Source organism: Polynucleobacter nymphae (genome assembly GCF_018882155.1).
In the GTDB taxonomy this organism is placed as follows: Bacteria; Pseudomonadota; Gammaproteobacteria; order Burkholderiales; family Burkholderiaceae; genus Polynucleobacter; species Polynucleobacter nymphae.
This window is the reverse complement of sequence record NZ_JACVPA010000001.1, coordinates 968,842-983,830: the sequence shown is the minus strand read 5'-3', so window position 1 is coordinate 983,830 and position 14,989 is coordinate 968,842. Positions and strand designations below refer to the sequence as shown.

Here is a 14,989-nt window from a genome sequence, read left to right as displayed (position 1 = left end):
TATTACTTAGTAGCAGCCAGAAGCTGTTGCGCGTCTTTCGCTGCTTCGGTATCAGGATATTTAGCAACGATCTCAGCAAACGTTTTTTTAGCAGCCGCCTTGCTGCCACTCTCTAATTGAGCGTTTCCCAAAGTAACCATCGCAGCAGGCACGCGTGGATGATCAGGATATTTTTTAATTAGGCTTTGTAATTGGCTGATTGCGCCAGCGTAATCTTTGTTAGCATATTTACTATTACCGCCCCAATAGAGTGTTAAAGGTAGGTAAGGACTTTTTGGATACTTCGCTGCAAATGCAGAGAAAGCTTCGTTCGCCTTTTTGAGGTTACCAGCCTGAAATGCTTTTAAGGCATCGTCATACGCTTTTTTCTCGTCGGGCTGCACTATCCCACTCACACCTTCAATCGTGATTGTGCGCGGTTCAAAATTCCCTAAGCGAGCATCTAAATCTTGATAGTAAGTTTTTTGACTAGAGTTGATGTCTTCACCTTGCTTCTCAAGGCTTTCAATCTTGCCGCGCAGCTCAGCATTATCTGCTTTCAGTTTTTCAATTTGACCTTGCAACTCAAGCTGGGTAGTCGCTAGCGACTTGCGCAGATCCAAAATAGCCTTACGGGCCTCATCATCAGAGAAGAGGGCCCAAGCGCTATTAGATACGCCCAAGCAAAGAACGGTAGCACTTAAACAAAACGCTCGTGAGAGCGTTTGTTTTGCTGAGTGTGAAAGCATCTTCATTTAGTTTGCGATATAAACAATGTCAGCGCGGCGGTTTTCTGCCCAAGCTGCTTCAGTATCACCTTCTACTTTAGGTTTTTCTTTACCGAAACTGACGGCTTCTATCTGATCATCCGATACACCCATCAAGTTCAATGATTTACGAACGGCATCGGAACGTCGTTGGCCCAGCGCCAAGTTGTATTCGGCAGTACCACGCTCATCAGTATTGCCTTGAATGATAATTTTTTGTTTTGGATTGGCTTTTAAATAACTTGCATGAGCAGACAGCATTTTTTGGTATTTAGTCTGTACGGTGTACTCATCAAAACCGAAGTAAACACTTTTATCAAATAATGGGCTACTAGGGTCATTCCACGGTTGTGAGCCAAATTTGCCACTACCGCCACCACTACCGCTTCCACTAGCAGCATCTACGTCATCCAATTTGACGCTAGAACACGCTGCCATTAACAAGGCGCTTAACCCAATGAGGGTGAGTGTTGCGGCACGACGTGCGAGAGAAATTTTCATGGTCTTTCCTTTTCTGACAAGCTTAAGCAAATAACCCAGTCAATATCTGAGCTTACAGACAATATTATGCCTCTAAGACTATGAAAAGTAACGATTTCGCCCTAAAAGGGGGATCGCAGCAAGGATTTATGGATAAAGACTGAGTAAGCCTTAATCCATAAATGGACCCCAAGACGGCTGACGAACGTCAGAACCTGGAATACTCAGAACCTGTTTTGAGTTTCCATCAACAGAGACGGCGGCTAATACGCGCTTACCATTGACTTTGGTCGAGTACAGCACATAGCGACCATTGGCTGCAAAAGAAGGGGATTCATCACTAGTGCCATCAGTCAATGCTTGTGCATCACCAGTTGCCAAATTCAGAATGTAGAGGCGATAGGCGCCACCAATATTAGCAATGTAAGCTAAGTATTTTCCATCCGGAGAAATGCGTGGCGAAGTCACAAAACCTTGTTTGTAAGTCACTCTTTTGACGCCTTCAGCTTGCTCACCTTCAGCGCTCATGCGATAGATTTGTGGATTACCACCACGATCGCTGGTGAAATAGATAGAACGACCATCAGCAGAGTACTGCGGCTCAGTATCAATGGTGTTGCCACGCGTTAAGCGATGCAAGCCTGTGCCATCAGCATTAATGCCATAGATTTGGGTATTGCCATCTTTAGAAAGTGAGATTGCTAACTTCTTGCCATCGGGTGACCATGCTGGCGCGCTGTTATTTCCCTTTTGGTTCGAAAGCGAAATACGACGACCGGTTGCAAGCTCATGAACATAAACTACTGGCTTGCGATCTTCAAAGGAGACATAAGCTACTTTCTTACCATCAGGCGACCATGATGGAGAAATAATAGGCTCACTACTATTGAGTGCATTACGAATATTTTGACCATCCGCATCCGAAATCACCAAGCGATAGCGTTTGCCGTCCTTAATTACATAGGATAGGCGGGTGGAGAACACACCGCGCTCGCCTAGTAGCTTGAGAATGATGTCATCGGCAATTTTGTGGGCTGCAGCGCGCAGATTGTCAGCACTGGAGTCTAGTTTTAAGCCACCCAAACTTTGGGATTTACGAATATCAAATAACTTGTAATAAATCTCAAACTGAGCATTGCCAGTTTGGACAACGGAGCCAATGACTAAAGCGTCCGCACCACGCGCAGACCATGATTTGTAGTTTGGAGTGCCATCATCACTTTCAACAGCATTACCATTTTCAGTATTTTTGAAGTAACCACTGCGTGCTAAATCTTGGCGAATGATTTCAGTAACGCTGGTGGGTAATTTATTTTCATCTTTAAAGCGCATCACAGCAATGGGATATAGCGATTGACCAACGCCCGTGATTTCGATATTCATTTGAGCCAGTGCTGGTGTTGTGATACCAATCAACAGGGTAGCAACCGTCATGCTGAGTAATTGCAATTTCCAAATCATTCTTTTCATCAACTGCAACATGCATTAGTCCTTGGGTTTAAAGGTCAGCTTTACTTCACGTTGGGGAATTTTGCCATTGTCATCTTTTGGCAAGCTTTCTGCACGAGAAAGCGCTAGCAATACCGCACGGTCCCAACTTGGATTACCACTAGAGCTCACAAGGCTGGTGTTTAAGATGGCGCCATCGGGAGCGAGGCTCACCTGTATCACTGCTGCAGGATTGCCACTGACCGATTCTGCATTAAACACAATGAGCGGCTTTACTTTTTTAATCACCTTGTCAGTCCAGCCGGGAGGTGCGTTGCCACCACCACCTACTCCGCTACCAACTGTGCCGCCACTGCCGCCCTCAGCGCCTGCAGCAGCGCGCAAACGGGCTAATTGATCTGCACGTACTTTTTCAGCAGCGGCATTGGCTTTGATTTCTGCTGGCGAGAGTGCTTTGGGAGCTTCCACTTTTTTAGGCTGCTCTTTTTCCTTGGGCGGAGGAGGCTTGGCTGTTTTTGGGGTCTCCTTCACCACTTCTTTTTTAGGAGGCTCTTTTTCTACGGGCTTTTTCTTGACCGCAATATCCGCAGCCTCTTCTTTTATTACTGTCTTCAGTTCTGGTTCTGGTGTAGTTTGTAATTGTGGCATAGAATCCCACAGCTCCACTTCTACTCCAGAAGGCGTACTGTTATTCCAACTAATGCCAATCACTAAAAAGGCCAATAGACCTAAGTGCGCAATTAATGAAAAACTAAAGGCGCGTTTAGTACTCTCTTCTTTTGTGAGACGCCCCCGTTTGAACGGAGAGAGATTGGATGGAAAAGTTTGCGCACTGTTCATGGACAAATTATCTGTACTAAGCTTTATTGACTCTTAACTGCTAAGCCAACGCGTTTAACACCATTCTCTTTGAGTTTAGACATCACACTCATGACAGTTTCATATTTGATCGACTTATCTGCAGCCAGCACGATGGGCTGATCAGCGGATTTTTCTGCCTGTGATCTTGCAAATGCACCCAGTTCAAATGGATTGAGAGTTTGTACTGGCTCGCCGTCTTTACGCACGATGACATTCTCATTAGCATCAATCGTCAGAAAGACTGGTGGTAAGGCTTGCACTTTAGCCCCGCCAACCGTTGGTAGGTTTACAACCCCTGGGTTCACCATGGGCGCAGTGACCATAAAGATCACCAGCAAAACCAACATCACATCGATATAGGGAACGACGTTAATGTCAGACATCGCCCGACGTTTATTTTTTCGTAAAGAAGATCCAGCCATAACTTTTTCGCTTAACGTCCCGCTGTTTGACGCTGCAAGATGTTTGTAAATTCTTCAATAAAGGTTTCAAAGCGAATCGCCAAACGATCTACATCAGTTGCGGCGCGATTGTAAGCAACTACAGCAGGAATCGCTGCGAACAAACCAATTGCAGTAGCGACAAGCGCTTCAGCAATGCCGGGCGCTACTGCCGCTAAGGTGGCGTTCTGAACATTTGCTAAACCGCGGAAGGCGTGCATGATTCCCCAGACTGTTCCAAACAAACCAATGTATGGCGATACAGAACCCACAGAAGCTAAGAAAGGCAGATTCGCTTCGAGAATATCCATCTCGCGTTGATAGGTTGCTTTCATGGCGCGACGGGCAGCATCAATTTCATGAACCTTCATAAACTCTTGCATGCCCGCCTCAAAGATGTGCTCTAGAACAGCATCGCTGCGGGTATTGCGCTGAGCAGACTCTAAAAGGGTGGCCAGATCCCCGCCAGACCAAAAGTCACGCTCAAAACGCTCGGTGTCTTGTCTCACCCCCCGCAAAACAGCAGTTTTCTTAAAAATGATGGTCCAAGAGGCGATGGACATCCCTAGTAATAACAACATTACCAACTGGACTAATAGGCTGGCATTGAGGACTAGAGAGAGAAAGGAGAGGTCTTGTGTAGTGGTCATGGTGGATTTTGTATGATGTAGGTTGATTTTACTAAGTTAATTAACTCAGCAATCCAACTTCATCAGGATTATCACCATGTTTGACCGTCAGAACACCTTAGCCAAAACCGACCCCCAGTTATGGGAGGCCATTCAGAACGAAAATAAGCGTCAGGAAGACCATATTGAGCTTATTGCCTCTGAAAACTACACCTCACCAGCAGTCATGGCAGCCCAGGGCTCCCAATTGACCAATAAGTACGCTGAAGGCTATCCAGGCAAAAGATATTACGGCGGCTGTGAATTTGTGGACGTTGCTGAGCAATTGGCTATTGATCGTGTCAAAGCCTTGTTTGGTGCTGAAGCGGCAAATGTACAGCCCCATTGCGGCGCATCTGCTAACCAAGCCGTGTTCTTGGCCTTCTTAAAACCAGGCGACACATTTATGGGTATGAGCCTTGCAGAAGGTGGGCATTTGACGCACGGTATGGCGCTCAATATGAGCGGTAAGTGGTTTAACCCGATTGCTTACGGTTTAGATAAGAATGAAGAAATTGATTACGAGCAAATGGAACGTTTGGCTCGCGAGCACAAACCCAAAATGATTATTGCGGGCGCATCTGCTTACTCTAGAAAAATTGATTTTGAGCGCATCGGTAAATTAGCCAAAGAAGTGGGCGCGATCTTCTTGGTAGATATGGCGCACTATGCTGGACTTATTGCTGCTGGTGTTTATCCAAACCCAGTACCACATGCAGACATTGTTACTTCTACAACGCATAAGAGTTTGCGTGGTCCGCGTGGCGGCATCATCTTGATGAAGGCTGAGCATGAGAAAGCCATTAACTCTGCAGTATTCCCGGGCTTGCAGGGCGGCCCTTTAATGCACGTGATTGCTGCTAAAGCTGTCGCCTTTAAAGAAGCGCAAGAGCCAGGCTTTATCGATTATCAAAAACAAGTGATTGCTAATGCCCAGGCATTGGCTGAGACCTTAATTTCTCGTGGTCTGCGCATTGTGTCCGGCGGTACAGATTCTCATGTGATGTTGGTCGATTTGCGTGCCAAGAAAATGACCGGTAAAGAAGCTGAGCGCATCTTGGGCGAAGCGCACATTACGTGCAATAAAAACGGTATTCCGAATGATCCAGAAAAACCGATGGTGACGAGCGGCATTCGCTTAGGTTCCCCTGCCATGACTACGCGTGGCTTTAAAGAAGCTGAAGCAAGGCAAGTCGGCCATTTCATTGCAGATGTTTTAGATAATCCAAATGATGTCGAAAATATTACTAAAGTACGCAATCAAGTAGCAGAGCTCACCAAGCGTTTCCCGGTTTACGGCTAAGTACTCAAACACTAAAGAAAAGAGCCCCCGTGCGCTGCCCCTTTTGCCATAACGACGATACCCAGGTTCTCGATACCCGAGTCTCCGATGAAGGCGATACCATTCGACGTCGGCGTCGTTGTTCTAAATGCGATAAGCGCTTTACGACTTATGAGCGGGTGGAGCTGGCCTTGCCAGCCATCGTCAAGAAAAATGGCAGCCGGGTTGAGTACAGCCACGATAAGCTGGTCGGTTCAATCAAGCTTGCGCTACGAAAACGCCCCGTATCTTCAGACTCTGTTGATGAATCGATTGCTCGAATTGAAGAAAAGCTTCTCAGCCTGGGTGAGAAAGAGATTCCGAGTGAACGCGTTGGCGAATTGGTCATGCGCGAACTCAAGCGCTTAGATAAAGTAGCCTATATCCGCTTTGCTTCTGTCTATCGCAGCTTTGCCGATATTGAATCGTTTGAGAGCGCGTTGAAAGAGCTTAAATAAAAGAACTCAAATAGAGAATTGCAATAAAGCCCAATAAAAAAGGACTGCAATGGCAGTCCTTTTTTATTGAGGTAATTGACTTACTTCAATACTGCAAAGATCGAAGCAGTAATGCCATTCACATTACCAGTGCCACTCACTTTGCGATAAGCAGGAGCCTTCACTTTATCTGCAGAGTTTGCTTGTACTGCCCATGAAGAGTAGTAATCGACTAATGGACGGGTTTGGGCGTCATACACTTGTAGGCGTTTACGAACTGTTTCTTCTTTGTCGTCATCGCGCTGAATTAAATCATCGCCAGTCACATCATCTTTGCCAGCTACTTTCGGTGGGTTAAATTTAATGTGATAAGTGCGGCCTGAAGCAGGGTGTACACGCCGACCACTCATCCGATCGATGATGGCATCAAAAGGCACATCGATTTCTAAAACGTAATCGATGGGCACACCAGCATCTTTCATCGCTTGTGCTTGTGGAATGGTTCTTGGAAAACCGTCAAACAAATAACCCTTGCTGCAATCGGGCTGGGTCAAACGGTTTTTCACCAGACCAATGATGATGTCATCGGAAACTAAGCCGCCGGAATCCATAATCTTTTTAGCTGCAATACCCAGCTCAGTTCCTGCTTTGACAGCAGCGCGCAACATATCGCCGGTGGAGATTTGTGGAATGGCAAATTTTTCGCAAATAAACTGAGCTTGCGTGCCTTTGCCAGCACCTGGTGCACCGAGCAGAATTAAGCGCATTGTTTCCCCTTTACAAGATCTGTCATTGTCCCGTGTTTTATCGGGATCTTTTATCTCTGATGACTAGGATTATCCCCGAGAAGCCCTTAGAGGATCGTCTCTGACTCTTCACTGGGCTCCAAGCAGCCGTCTGACCCGCTCTAGGTCCTCTGGGGTATCTACGCCCGCTGGTGGCGCTTCTGAAGCAATGTGAACGGCAATACGGTAGCCATTCCAGAGGGCGCGAAGTTGTTCTAGCGCTTCTGCTTGTTCTGGGGGTGCAGGCTCTAGCCTGGTGTAGGCCTGCAAAAAGTCTGCCCGATAGGCATAAATACCCAAATGGCGAAGATGTGCTGTTTTTTGAGCGCTCTGCGTATCTCTCACAAAGGGAATCGTCGCTCTTGAAAAATACAAAGCTTCCCCAGCGCGATTGAGCACTACTTTGACAACATTGGGGTTATCAATTTCTGCTTGATCACTCATGGGTACTGCAACAGTTGCGATAGCGCATTGGGCATTGTTCGCTAAAGTTTGTGCTACTTGATTAATAAGCTCTGGAGGAATGAGTGGCTCATCACCTTGTACGTTAACAACTAAAGTATTGCTGGGCAGCTTGAGTAACTGCGCTACTTCAGCTAAGCGATCAGTGCCAGTAGGATGATCAGCGCTCGTTAGTAAACACTCAATGTGATGCTCACGACACGCTGCCTCAATCTCAGCAGAATCAGTTGCCACCACCACGCTTTGGGCAAGTGATTGCTGAGCGCGCTCTGCTACCCGAACCACCATGGGCTTGCCACCAAGATCGGCTAGTGGTTTGCGCGGCAAGCGACTCGACCCTATTCTTGCTGGTATCACTACCAAGAAGTCCAAAGTTTGATTGGCGCTCATGTCAAAAGAGATTGAATGAAGGATTTAAAGAGTTTCATCAGCGCTCAGAGCGCGCGCTTCATCAACTAGCATGACTGGTACATCATCGCGAATGGGGTAAGCCAGACGATCAGCCTTACAGATGAGTTCGTGTTTAGCAGTATCTAGATGCAAAGGACTTTTGCACAAAGGGCACACCAAAATTTCAAGTAAACGTTTATCCATAATTTTCTAAAGTAATAAAAGCAATTGAATACCGCGACTCTTTTGCTTAGGTTATTGCTTAGTTTAGCGCTTTATAAGTTGTAGCGATGGGGATCAGGCCTTTGCAAAATGGATTGCAGCCAGTCTAACAAGTTATCAGGCAGATTGAGGTTCATAGGCACTACCCAAATTCGCTCATCGCTAATGGCAGCGCATTTCACAGCATCTTTCTCGGTAATCAGAATGCATTGCGCTTTAATACCGCTAAAAAATTCTGGGGTGTAGCTTGCATGATCTGGCAGCGCAAGCTGTTTCGCTGTAATACCCTGTTTTTGTAGGGCATTAAAAAAGCGCTGAGGATTACCAAGCGCAGCAATCGCAGTAATTTGAGCTGGTAAAAACTCCTCACTAATTTTTACGAAGGTTTGGGTGTTACCAGAATCAATGAGTTGATATGGAGCACCTAAAGTGCCAAGCAAAGTGAACGCGCGCCGACCTTTAAAGTATTCATCTAGTAAACCGCTTTTCTGATGATTTACGGATTCGGTAAATAAGGTAGCATCACGCCCACGATCCGCTGATTCGCGTAATGGCCCGGCTGGCAAGAGAAAGCCATTACCTTCACCACGACCATCACGCACCACAAACTCAATATCACGCCCACCTTCGCGCGCAGGCCAACGGGATAGTCCGCTGTGTTGCAAGCCATCATCACTAATAATCACATTGACATCAGGCGAGTGAGCAAGCAATGCCTTGATGCTTTGTTGGCGCTTCGGAAAAACCCAGATCGGAAATTGATCATACGTTCGCTTAGCAATCAAGACGGGCTCATCACCGACTTGTATTGGATCAGAATCACTGCGCACTTGAGTGGGTGATATTTGCACTGATCCATAGCCTCTGCTGATGATGCCGGGCTTCCATCCGAGTTGCGATAGGCGCTGCGCTAGGGCAATCACAATGGGAGTCTTGCCTGTGCCACCCACCCGAATATTGCCCACGATGATGATGGGCACTGGCGCAGGTTGCTGATTGCTAAGACCTAGATCTCCCATGAGTTTACGAATCCGCAAGATCCAGCTATAAATCCAAGATAGCGGCCAAAGTAAGAGAGCAGTGGGGCCACGTCTTTCCCAAAACTGGGGAGCTTTTTGAAAAAAAGATAGCGCCATGATGAAGGTATTTTTCTAAAGGCTTACTTTTTGGTTTGGCTACTAAACACAACATTCGATAGATTGGCATCACGCACGGCTTCTAGAGCGCTCATGACCGCTTGATGCGGCGCTCTCGCATCAGCATCAATATTGACTTGTAAGTTGCTCACACCATCTTTATTACTACTGCTCTGATTACTCAGTTGTATTAAGGCACCGCTCAGCTGGGTGCGATCCATTACTTTGCCATTGATTGCAAAGCGGCCATCACGACTCACAGCGATATGCACTTGTTTGTTATCTGTTTGACTCTCACTACCATTAGCACTTGGCAAAGTGATAGCTAATTCTTGATAGCGTGTAAAGGTGGTGGAGATCATCAAAAAGATCAGTACCACTAACAAGACATCAATAAAAGGAATGAGATTAATTTCTGGCTCAGCGGAAACAGGTGTAGTCCCGAGAGAAAAACTTCTCTTAGAGGATGATTGCAGGCTTAACCAGCTCATTAAGACTCTGCTGGGTATAGTTTTTTAAATAACTGGCGTGTGAACTCTTCGCACTCACGCTGACGTTGATTGGCAAGCGCTTTTAATCCTCGCCATGCAGCGAGTGCAGGAATCGCAATCAGTAATCCAAAAGCAGTGTTGTACAGCGCCACTGAAATGCCGTGGGCTAATTGTTGTGGACTGCCTGCGCCACTGATGGCCCCTTGACTACCAAAGATTTCGATCATGCCAACCACGGTGCCAAATAAACCCAATAAGGGGGCGATGGTAGCGATGGTTGCCAGAATACCTAAGTAGCGGTCCAACTTAAACCAAGTCATCTGTGCGGCCGCCTGGAGCTCTTCTAAGGCTGCTTCTGAACTGCTGCCATTGAGCTTTTCTTTTAAAACACAGGCAAGCAAGGGGGTGGCAGGAGATAGCTGAGCCAGTGCGCTAATTTGGCTATCAGAGGGCTTATTATCTTTAAGCAATTGATTGCAAAGGCCAAAAGCAGTTTCTAAGCAGTTTTTTGGGAATATATGGCTTTGGCGGAGATACCAGCTGCGCTCTAATACGATCGCCAGGCCAATAATGGAAATAATTAATAAAGGCCAAATAGGCCAACCAGCGGATAGTAAGATTGAGTACATAAGCTTCGTACTTTAGCTGAATTAAGAAGCCCGTTTCGGAAAGCTAGCCTGTGGATAACTCTGTGCAAAACTTTTTTGAAACTACTCTCTAAGTCCTTGATTGCTGGTAAAACAGGTAGGAATCGGCCTAAAAGCACGATGCGGAAGTAAAAAAATTAGTGATATAAATCAATGACTTATTTTTTAGCTGTTGGATTTATGAGACGCTTTGGGTCAGTAATTACTTACTTATAGCTACTAGACCTAGAGCGAATATGCTTCTGTGGATATTTATTGCCGTCTAAGCCAGATGGCCCTGTGAGTAAAGAGAAAAAATGTCGGAAATATCAAGGGAAATTCTTACTGTTGGCGATCTGAACCGCGCCATTGCTCAATCCTTGGAAGACCGTTTCGATACCGTTTGGGTTAGCGGGGAGATTTCCAACTTCAAAGCATATGACAGTGGGCATTGGTATTTCTCATTAAAGGACGAAGAGGGTCAGATTCGCTGCGTGATGTTCCGGGGCCGCAATGGCCAAGTGGGCTTTATGCCGCAATCGGGTGATTTGGTGGAGGTGAGCGCCAATTTAGGAATGTATGTTCCCAGGGGCGATATCCAACTGACCATTCAGACATTGCGGCGCGCAGGTATGGGTGGCTTATATGAAGCTTTCTTAAAACTCAAAGCCAAGTTAGCCAAAGAAGGATTGTTTAATGAAGAGCGCAAACGCGAGATTCCAACGCATCCTAAATCGATTGGGATCATTACTTCACCTCAAGCAGCTGCTCTCAAAGATGTTCTCTCGACATTAGCAAGACGCGCGCCACATATTCCGATTGTGATTTATCCAACCTTAGTGCAAGGGCCTGATGCACCAGCCGGAATTATTGCTGCGCTTAAAGCGGCTGAAAAAGAAAATACAGTCGATGTGATTTTGTTAGTAAGGGGTGGTGGCAGCATTGAAGACCTGTGGGCATTTAATGATGAGCAGCTCGCTTACGCAATTGCCAACTCAAATATTCCGGTAGTCAGCGGTGTAGGACATGAGACCGATTTCACGATTGCTGATTTTGTGGCAGACCTGCGAGCGCCAACCCCAACGGGCGCGGCAGAGCTAGCAGCCCCACGTAAAGATCAGCTACTACAAGAGTTAGATGCAATCAAGCAGGCTTTATTACAGCGTGTTAATCAGCGCGTAGAACGTGAAGCGCAAACCCTAGACCAATTAGCTTTACGATTAAGTCATGCACTACCAAATCCCGATCGCATGCGTGAACAAATTAGCAGTTGGCAGCAACGCTTAAATCAAGCATGGTCAGTACGAATAGAAAACTGGAAGCGCAATCAATCTCATTACCAATCCCAAATTGAGATGCTGAATCCGCAAAGAACCTTAGAGCGGGGTTATGCAGTGATTCTGAGTAAAAGTAAACATGAGGACCAAGAGCAACTGCATGCAGTGCGCAAACCCAGTGAGCTCAATACCGAGCAAGGCTTTCAGGTGCGCCTAGCGGAAGGCCAGGCAGAGGTGCAGTTCTCAGAGGTATTGCGTGAGCCGTAATTTTTAAAATACGGCTCAGTATTTGAGCCGTATATGCTAAAATACGGCTCATGAGTACTCCACTAATCCCAAAAGCTACCTTTAAAGCCATCTGGCAGCAGTCTGATTGGCCCAATTTCAAGGCGCAAGGTCTTGGGGTACAGGATGCCCTTTTGCGTGCCAGAAAAAAGCAAGGGGAAGTGATTGGCCAGGCAAATGCGATTGGGCTCAAGGGTGCGCAGGAGTTAATTCAAAGTAGATACATTCAAGAAATTATTGCGACTTCAGCCATTGAAGGTGAAAAGTTAAATCTGGATTCTGTAAGGTCTTCAGTATTTCGCAAGTTGGGAGTTGTCTTGGCGAACGATATTGCGCCCTTAGATAAAAAAGTTGATGGACTGGTAGATATATTGCAGGATGCACTCGAGAGTCGTGAGATCGACTTAAATACAGAAAAACTTTTTCAATGGCATCAAGCACTTTTTCCTGGAAAAATAAATACTAGATCACGCATTAAGGTAGGCGACTTTCGGGACCATGAAGATCCGATGCAAATTATTAGCGGTAGACAAGGCAAAGAGATTGTGCATTTCACAGCACCTCCTTCAGCAAGGGTAGAGGCTGATATCAAAAGATTTTTAGATTGGTTTAACAAAACTCGGCCCAATCTTCAAGTGGCTACGAATTCAAAAAATTCTAGCAATCAAATGGATGGTCTTACACGAGCAGCAATAGCCCATTTATGGTTTGAAACAATTCATCCATTTGAAGATGGCAATGGAAGGCTTGGAAGAGCAATCGTAGAGATGGCCATGGCTCAAGATGCACAGTCTGGGGAAAAGTTATATAGCCTTTCTGAGCAGATGATGGCTAATCGCTTAAGTTATTACGATGCATTGAATTCTGCGCAGCATGGAAATCTAGATATTTCCGAATGGGTAATTTGGTTTGCACATGCTTGTGAGCTTGCTTGTGAAGCCTCTTGCGAAGTGATGAAAAACGCCATTGAGAAGTCGCACTTTTGGGCTCAGCACTCCGATGCACAGTTAAACGAGAGAAAAAAGAAAATCATTCAGAGGTTATTGGATGATGGCGACGGTGGATTTTTGGGTGGTTTGAATGCGGAAAAGTATATGAAAATCACTGGAAGCTCGAAGGCTACGGCTACAAGGGACTTATCAGATTTAGTAGAAAGCAAGATGTTGTTTTCAGTAGGGCATGGTAAGGCTTTACGCTATTACATCAATATTCCCGGCTGGACTCATGGTCTTGGGTGATCATCGGCAAGGCCTCTCTGGCTGATGCCAAATCTCCTTCAGAGAATATTAGGCTCAATCTCTAAGCTCACGCCAAACTCTTTACGCACTTTGTCCTGAATACATTTAGCAAGGCCTAAAATATCTTGCGCAGTGCCATTGCCATGATTCACTAAGACGAGTGCTTGGTTTTCATAAACACCCACCTCACCCATGCGCTGACCTTTAAAGCCACATTGATCAATCATCCAGCCGGCAGCTAGTTTGCGCTTACCGGGGGCATCTGGATAAGACACTAAACCAGCATATTTTTTGAGTAGTGTTTCGTATTGCTCATTGGGAATGATAGGGTTCTGAAAAAAGCTACCTGCATTACCAATCACCTTGGGGTCAGGCAATTTGAGAGTTCGAATTTTACATACTGCCAGAAAGATTTCTTCTGCAGTCGGGTTTGGATTGCCTTCAAACTGCTTTGCTAAATCAGCATAATGAATCTTGGCTTGCCAGACCTTGGGAATATTGAAGATGACATTAGTTACGATAAAGCGCTGAGGATGTTTCTTAAAGTAGCTATCCCGATAGGCGAATTGACAATCTTCTTTAGCAAGGGTGACAAAAGTATTAGTCTTAGTATCAAAAGCATGAATGCTATCAATATAGTCGGCTATCTCAACACCATATGCTCCGATATTCTGAATGGGCGCGGCGCCAACTGTGCCAGGAATGAGTGCTAGGTTTTCTAGGCCTGGCAAATTATTTTCTAAAGTCCAGACAACAAATTCATGCCAGTTAACTCCTCCTCCAACCGAAATCACCGTTGCGTTTTGCTCAGAAGAAATAATCTCTTGCTCGGTGATATTCATGAGTAAGGTTACGCCAGGCAATACTTTGGGCAAAATCACATTACTGCCACCACCCAATACTCGCCAAGGCAGATTTTGCTCCGTAATCTGGTTCATCACCGCCGCAATTTGCTCTGGGGCGGTGATTTCATAAGCAAGATCTGCTACCGCATCCAGACCAAAGGTATTGCGGCCCTTTAGACCCAAATGGGGCATCAATTTTGCCGGTGCAGGCGCATTGGGGGTGGAGTTCATGCCACAATCTTATTCGAATGTCTGCTAAATCCGCAGATAATTGCCAGAATAGCAATGAGACCACGAATAGAAGATCACCCCAAAATTAGAGAAGGAGTTTGAAATGCCCTCATTTGACGTAGTTTGTGAACCCGATATGGTGGAGCTGAAAAATGCCATCGAACAATCCAATAAAGAAATCAGTAATCGTTTTGACTTTAAGGGCTCTGATAGCCGCGTAGAGCAAAAAGATGAAACGCTGATTTTGTACGGTGATGATGACTTTAAATTAGGCCAAGTGCGTGATGTACTCTTTGGCAAGATGGCTAAGCGTAATGTGGATGTGCGTTACCTCAAAGATGATAAAAAAGAGACTATTGGCAGTGATAAGCGTAAGCAAACCATGAAGATTCAAAAGGGCATTACTCAAGATCTTTCTAAAAAAGTGGTGCGTATTATTAAAGACAGCAAGATCAAAGTGCAAGCGAGTATTCAGGGTGATGCAGTGCGCGTGACTGGTGGCAAGCGTGATGATTTACAAGAAACCATGGCTTTACTGAAAAAAGAAGTCACTGAAGCGCCATTGGGCTTTAATAATTTTCGTGACTAAGAAGAGGCTT

General features: G+C 45.8%; 18 protein-coding genes. 5 read left to right on the top strand and 13 right to left on the bottom strand.

Annotation, left to right across the window (positions count from 1 at the left end; all coding sequences use genetic code 11):
* Positions 1-2: 2 nt before the first annotated feature.
* The 6 genes from ybgF to tolQ all read right to left on the bottom strand — a co-directional run bounded on the left by ybgF (position 3) and on the right by tolQ (position 4,626).
* Complete coding sequence (gene ybgF / locus ICN29_RS05040; RefSeq protein ID WP_216130326.1) at positions 3-734, bottom strand: tol-pal system protein YbgF; 732 nt, start codon at positions 732-734, stop codon at positions 3-5.
* Complete coding sequence (pal, locus tag ICN29_RS05035; RefSeq protein WP_216130324.1) at positions 735-1,247, bottom strand: peptidoglycan-associated lipoprotein Pal; 513 nt, start codon at positions 1,245-1,247, stop codon at positions 735-737.
* 150 nt (positions 1,248-1,397) lie between these two features.
* Positions 1,398-2,708 carry a Tol-Pal system beta propeller repeat protein TolB gene (gene tolB, locus ICN29_RS05030; protein ID WP_216130322.1) on the bottom strand — a complete coding sequence of 437 codons (1,311 nt, stop codon included), beginning with the start codon at positions 2,706-2,708 and terminating at the stop codon, positions 1,398-1,400.
* Positions 2,709-2,711: 3 nt separating this feature from the next.
* Complete coding sequence (locus ICN29_RS05025) at positions 2,712-3,515, bottom strand: energy transducer TonB (RefSeq protein ID WP_216130320.1); 804 nt, start codon at positions 3,513-3,515, stop codon at positions 2,712-2,714.
* A gap of 23 nt (positions 3,516-3,538) precedes the next feature.
* Positions 3,539-3,958, bottom strand: coding sequence for a protein TolR (tolR, locus tag ICN29_RS05020; RefSeq protein ID WP_216130318.1), 420 nt, complete (start codon positions 3,956-3,958; stop codon positions 3,539-3,541).
* Between the two features lie 11 nt (positions 3,959-3,969).
* Positions 3,970-4,626: a protein TolQ gene (gene tolQ / locus ICN29_RS05015; RefSeq protein WP_216130316.1), complete on the bottom strand. Its 657-nt coding sequence runs from the start codon at positions 4,624-4,626 to the stop codon at positions 3,970-3,972.
* Between the two features lie 76 nt (positions 4,627-4,702).
* On the opposite strand from tolQ, the gene glyA reads away from it, so the two are divergent.
* Together glyA and nrdR are read left to right on the top strand one after the other, a co-directional pair.
* Entirely contained in the window at positions 4,703-5,947 is a 1,245-nt protein-coding gene (glyA, locus tag ICN29_RS05010; RefSeq protein ID WP_216130314.1) for a serine hydroxymethyltransferase, read from the top strand.
* Positions 5,948-5,976: 29 nt separating this feature from the next.
* Complete coding sequence (gene nrdR / locus ICN29_RS05005) at positions 5,977-6,423, top strand: transcriptional regulator NrdR (protein WP_216130312.1); 447 nt, start codon at positions 5,977-5,979, stop codon at positions 6,421-6,423.
* 80 nt (positions 6,424-6,503) lie between these two features.
* Here the strand turns inward: nrdR and adk are convergent, their stop codons facing one another.
* The 6 genes from adk to ICN29_RS04975 form a co-directional block, all read right to left on the bottom strand.
* The gene (gene adk, locus ICN29_RS05000; protein WP_216130310.1) at positions 6,504-7,169 is read right to left on the bottom strand and encodes an adenylate kinase; all 666 of its coding nucleotides are present in this window, start codon (positions 7,167-7,169) and stop codon (positions 6,504-6,506) included.
* 108 nt (positions 7,170-7,277) lie between these two features.
* Positions 7,278-8,039, bottom strand: coding sequence for a 3-deoxy-manno-octulosonate cytidylyltransferase (gene kdsB, locus ICN29_RS04995; RefSeq protein WP_216130308.1), 762 nt, complete (start codon positions 8,037-8,039; stop codon positions 7,278-7,280).
* A gap of 24 nt (positions 8,040-8,063) precedes the next feature.
* Positions 8,064-8,243 (bottom strand): Trm112 family protein, encoded by a 180-nt coding sequence (locus ICN29_RS04990; protein ID WP_216130306.1) that lies wholly within the window; start codon positions 8,241-8,243, stop codon positions 8,064-8,066.
* Positions 8,244-8,314: 71 nt separating this feature from the next.
* Entirely contained in the window at positions 8,315-9,397 is a 1,083-nt protein-coding gene (lpxK, locus tag ICN29_RS04985) for a tetraacyldisaccharide 4'-kinase (protein WP_216130304.1), read from the bottom strand.
* A gap of 23 nt (positions 9,398-9,420) precedes the next feature.
* The gene (locus ICN29_RS04980; protein ID WP_216130302.1) at positions 9,421-9,888 is read right to left on the bottom strand and encodes an ExbD/TolR family protein; all 468 of its coding nucleotides are present in this window, start codon (positions 9,886-9,888) and stop codon (positions 9,421-9,423) included.
* Entirely contained in the window at positions 9,888-10,517 is a 630-nt protein-coding gene (locus ICN29_RS04975) for a MotA/TolQ/ExbB proton channel family protein (protein ID WP_216130300.1), read from the bottom strand. The genes ICN29_RS04980 and ICN29_RS04975 overlap by 1 nt, the downstream gene beginning before the upstream one ends.
* 314 nt (positions 10,518-10,831) lie before the next feature.
* On the opposite strand from ICN29_RS04975, the gene xseA reads away from it, so the two are divergent.
* Both xseA and ICN29_RS04965 read left to right on the top strand, forming a co-directional pair.
* Positions 10,832-12,058: an exodeoxyribonuclease VII large subunit gene (gene xseA / locus ICN29_RS04970; RefSeq protein ID WP_216130298.1), complete on the top strand. Its 1,227-nt coding sequence runs from the start codon at positions 10,832-10,834 to the stop codon at positions 12,056-12,058.
* Between the two features lie 50 nt (positions 12,059-12,108).
* On the top strand, positions 12,109-13,314 hold the full coding sequence (locus ICN29_RS04965) for a Fic family protein (protein ID WP_216130296.1): 1,206 nt from the start codon (positions 12,109-12,111) through the stop codon (positions 13,312-13,314).
* A 38-nt stretch (positions 13,315-13,352) separates the two neighbouring features.
* On the opposite strand, the gene murB is transcribed toward ICN29_RS04965, so the two are convergent.
* Complete coding sequence (gene murB / locus ICN29_RS04960; RefSeq protein WP_216130294.1) at positions 13,353-14,390, bottom strand: UDP-N-acetylmuramate dehydrogenase; 1,038 nt, start codon at positions 14,388-14,390, stop codon at positions 13,353-13,355.
* 103 nt (positions 14,391-14,493) lie between these two features.
* On the opposite strand from murB, the gene ICN29_RS04955 reads away from it, so the two are divergent.
* The gene (locus ICN29_RS04955) at positions 14,494-14,979 is read left to right on the top strand and encodes a YajQ family cyclic di-GMP-binding protein (RefSeq protein WP_216130292.1); all 486 of its coding nucleotides are present in this window, start codon (positions 14,494-14,496) and stop codon (positions 14,977-14,979) included.
* Positions 14,980-14,989: the final 10 nt, after the last annotated feature.

What these genes read in the sequence shown, in the direction of transcription:
- ybgF (WP_216130326.1), bottom strand. Translation starts at nt 734, where the DNA reads ATGAAGATGCTTTCACACTCAGCAAAACAAACGCTCTCACGAGCGTTT.
- pal (WP_216130324.1), bottom strand. Translation starts at nt 1,247, where the DNA reads ATGAAAATTTCTCTCGCACGTCGTGCCGCAACACTCACCCTCATTGGG.
- tolB (WP_216130322.1), bottom strand. Translation starts at nt 2,708, where the DNA reads ATGTTGCAGTTGATGAAAAGAATGATTTGGAAATTGCAATTACTCAGC.
- ICN29_RS05025 (WP_216130320.1), bottom strand. Translation starts at nt 3,515, where the DNA reads ATGAACAGTGCGCAAACTTTTCCATCCAATCTCTCTCCGTTCAAACGG.
- tolR (WP_216130318.1), bottom strand. Translation starts at nt 3,958, where the DNA reads ATGGCTGGATCTTCTTTACGAAAAAATAAACGTCGGGCGATGTCTGAC.
- tolQ (WP_216130316.1), bottom strand. Translation starts at nt 4,626, where the DNA reads ATGACCACTACACAAGACCTCTCCTTTCTCTCTCTAGTCCTCAATGCC.
- glyA (WP_216130314.1), top strand. Translation starts at nt 4,703, where the DNA reads ATGTTTGACCGTCAGAACACCTTAGCCAAAACCGACCCCCAGTTATGG.
- adk (WP_216130310.1), bottom strand. Translation starts at nt 7,169, where the DNA reads ATGCGCTTAATTCTGCTCGGTGCACCAGGTGCTGGCAAAGGCACGCAA.
- kdsB (WP_216130308.1), bottom strand. Translation starts at nt 8,039, where the DNA reads ATGAGCGCCAATCAAACTTTGGACTTCTTGGTAGTGATACCAGCAAGA.
- ICN29_RS04990 (WP_216130306.1), bottom strand. Translation starts at nt 8,243, where the DNA reads ATGGATAAACGTTTACTTGAAATTTTGGTGTGCCCTTTGTGCAAAAGT.
- lpxK (WP_216130304.1), bottom strand. Translation starts at nt 9,397, where the DNA reads ATGGCGCTATCTTTTTTTCAAAAAGCTCCCCAGTTTTGGGAAAGACGT.
- ICN29_RS04980 (WP_216130302.1), bottom strand. Translation starts at nt 9,888, where the DNA reads ATGAGCTGGTTAAGCCTGCAATCATCCTCTAAGAGAAGTTTTTCTCTC.
- ICN29_RS04975 (WP_216130300.1), bottom strand. Translation starts at nt 10,517, where the DNA reads ATGTACTCAATCTTACTATCCGCTGGTTGGCCTATTTGGCCTTTATTA.
- xseA (WP_216130298.1), top strand. Translation starts at nt 10,832, where the DNA reads ATGTCGGAAATATCAAGGGAAATTCTTACTGTTGGCGATCTGAACCGC.
- ICN29_RS04965 (WP_216130296.1), top strand. Translation starts at nt 12,109, where the DNA reads ATGAGTACTCCACTAATCCCAAAAGCTACCTTTAAAGCCATCTGGCAG.
- murB (WP_216130294.1), bottom strand. Translation starts at nt 14,390, where the DNA reads ATGAACTCCACCCCCAATGCGCCTGCACCGGCAAAATTGATGCCCCAT.
- ICN29_RS04955 (WP_216130292.1), top strand. Translation starts at nt 14,494, where the DNA reads ATGCCCTCATTTGACGTAGTTTGTGAACCCGATATGGTGGAGCTGAAA.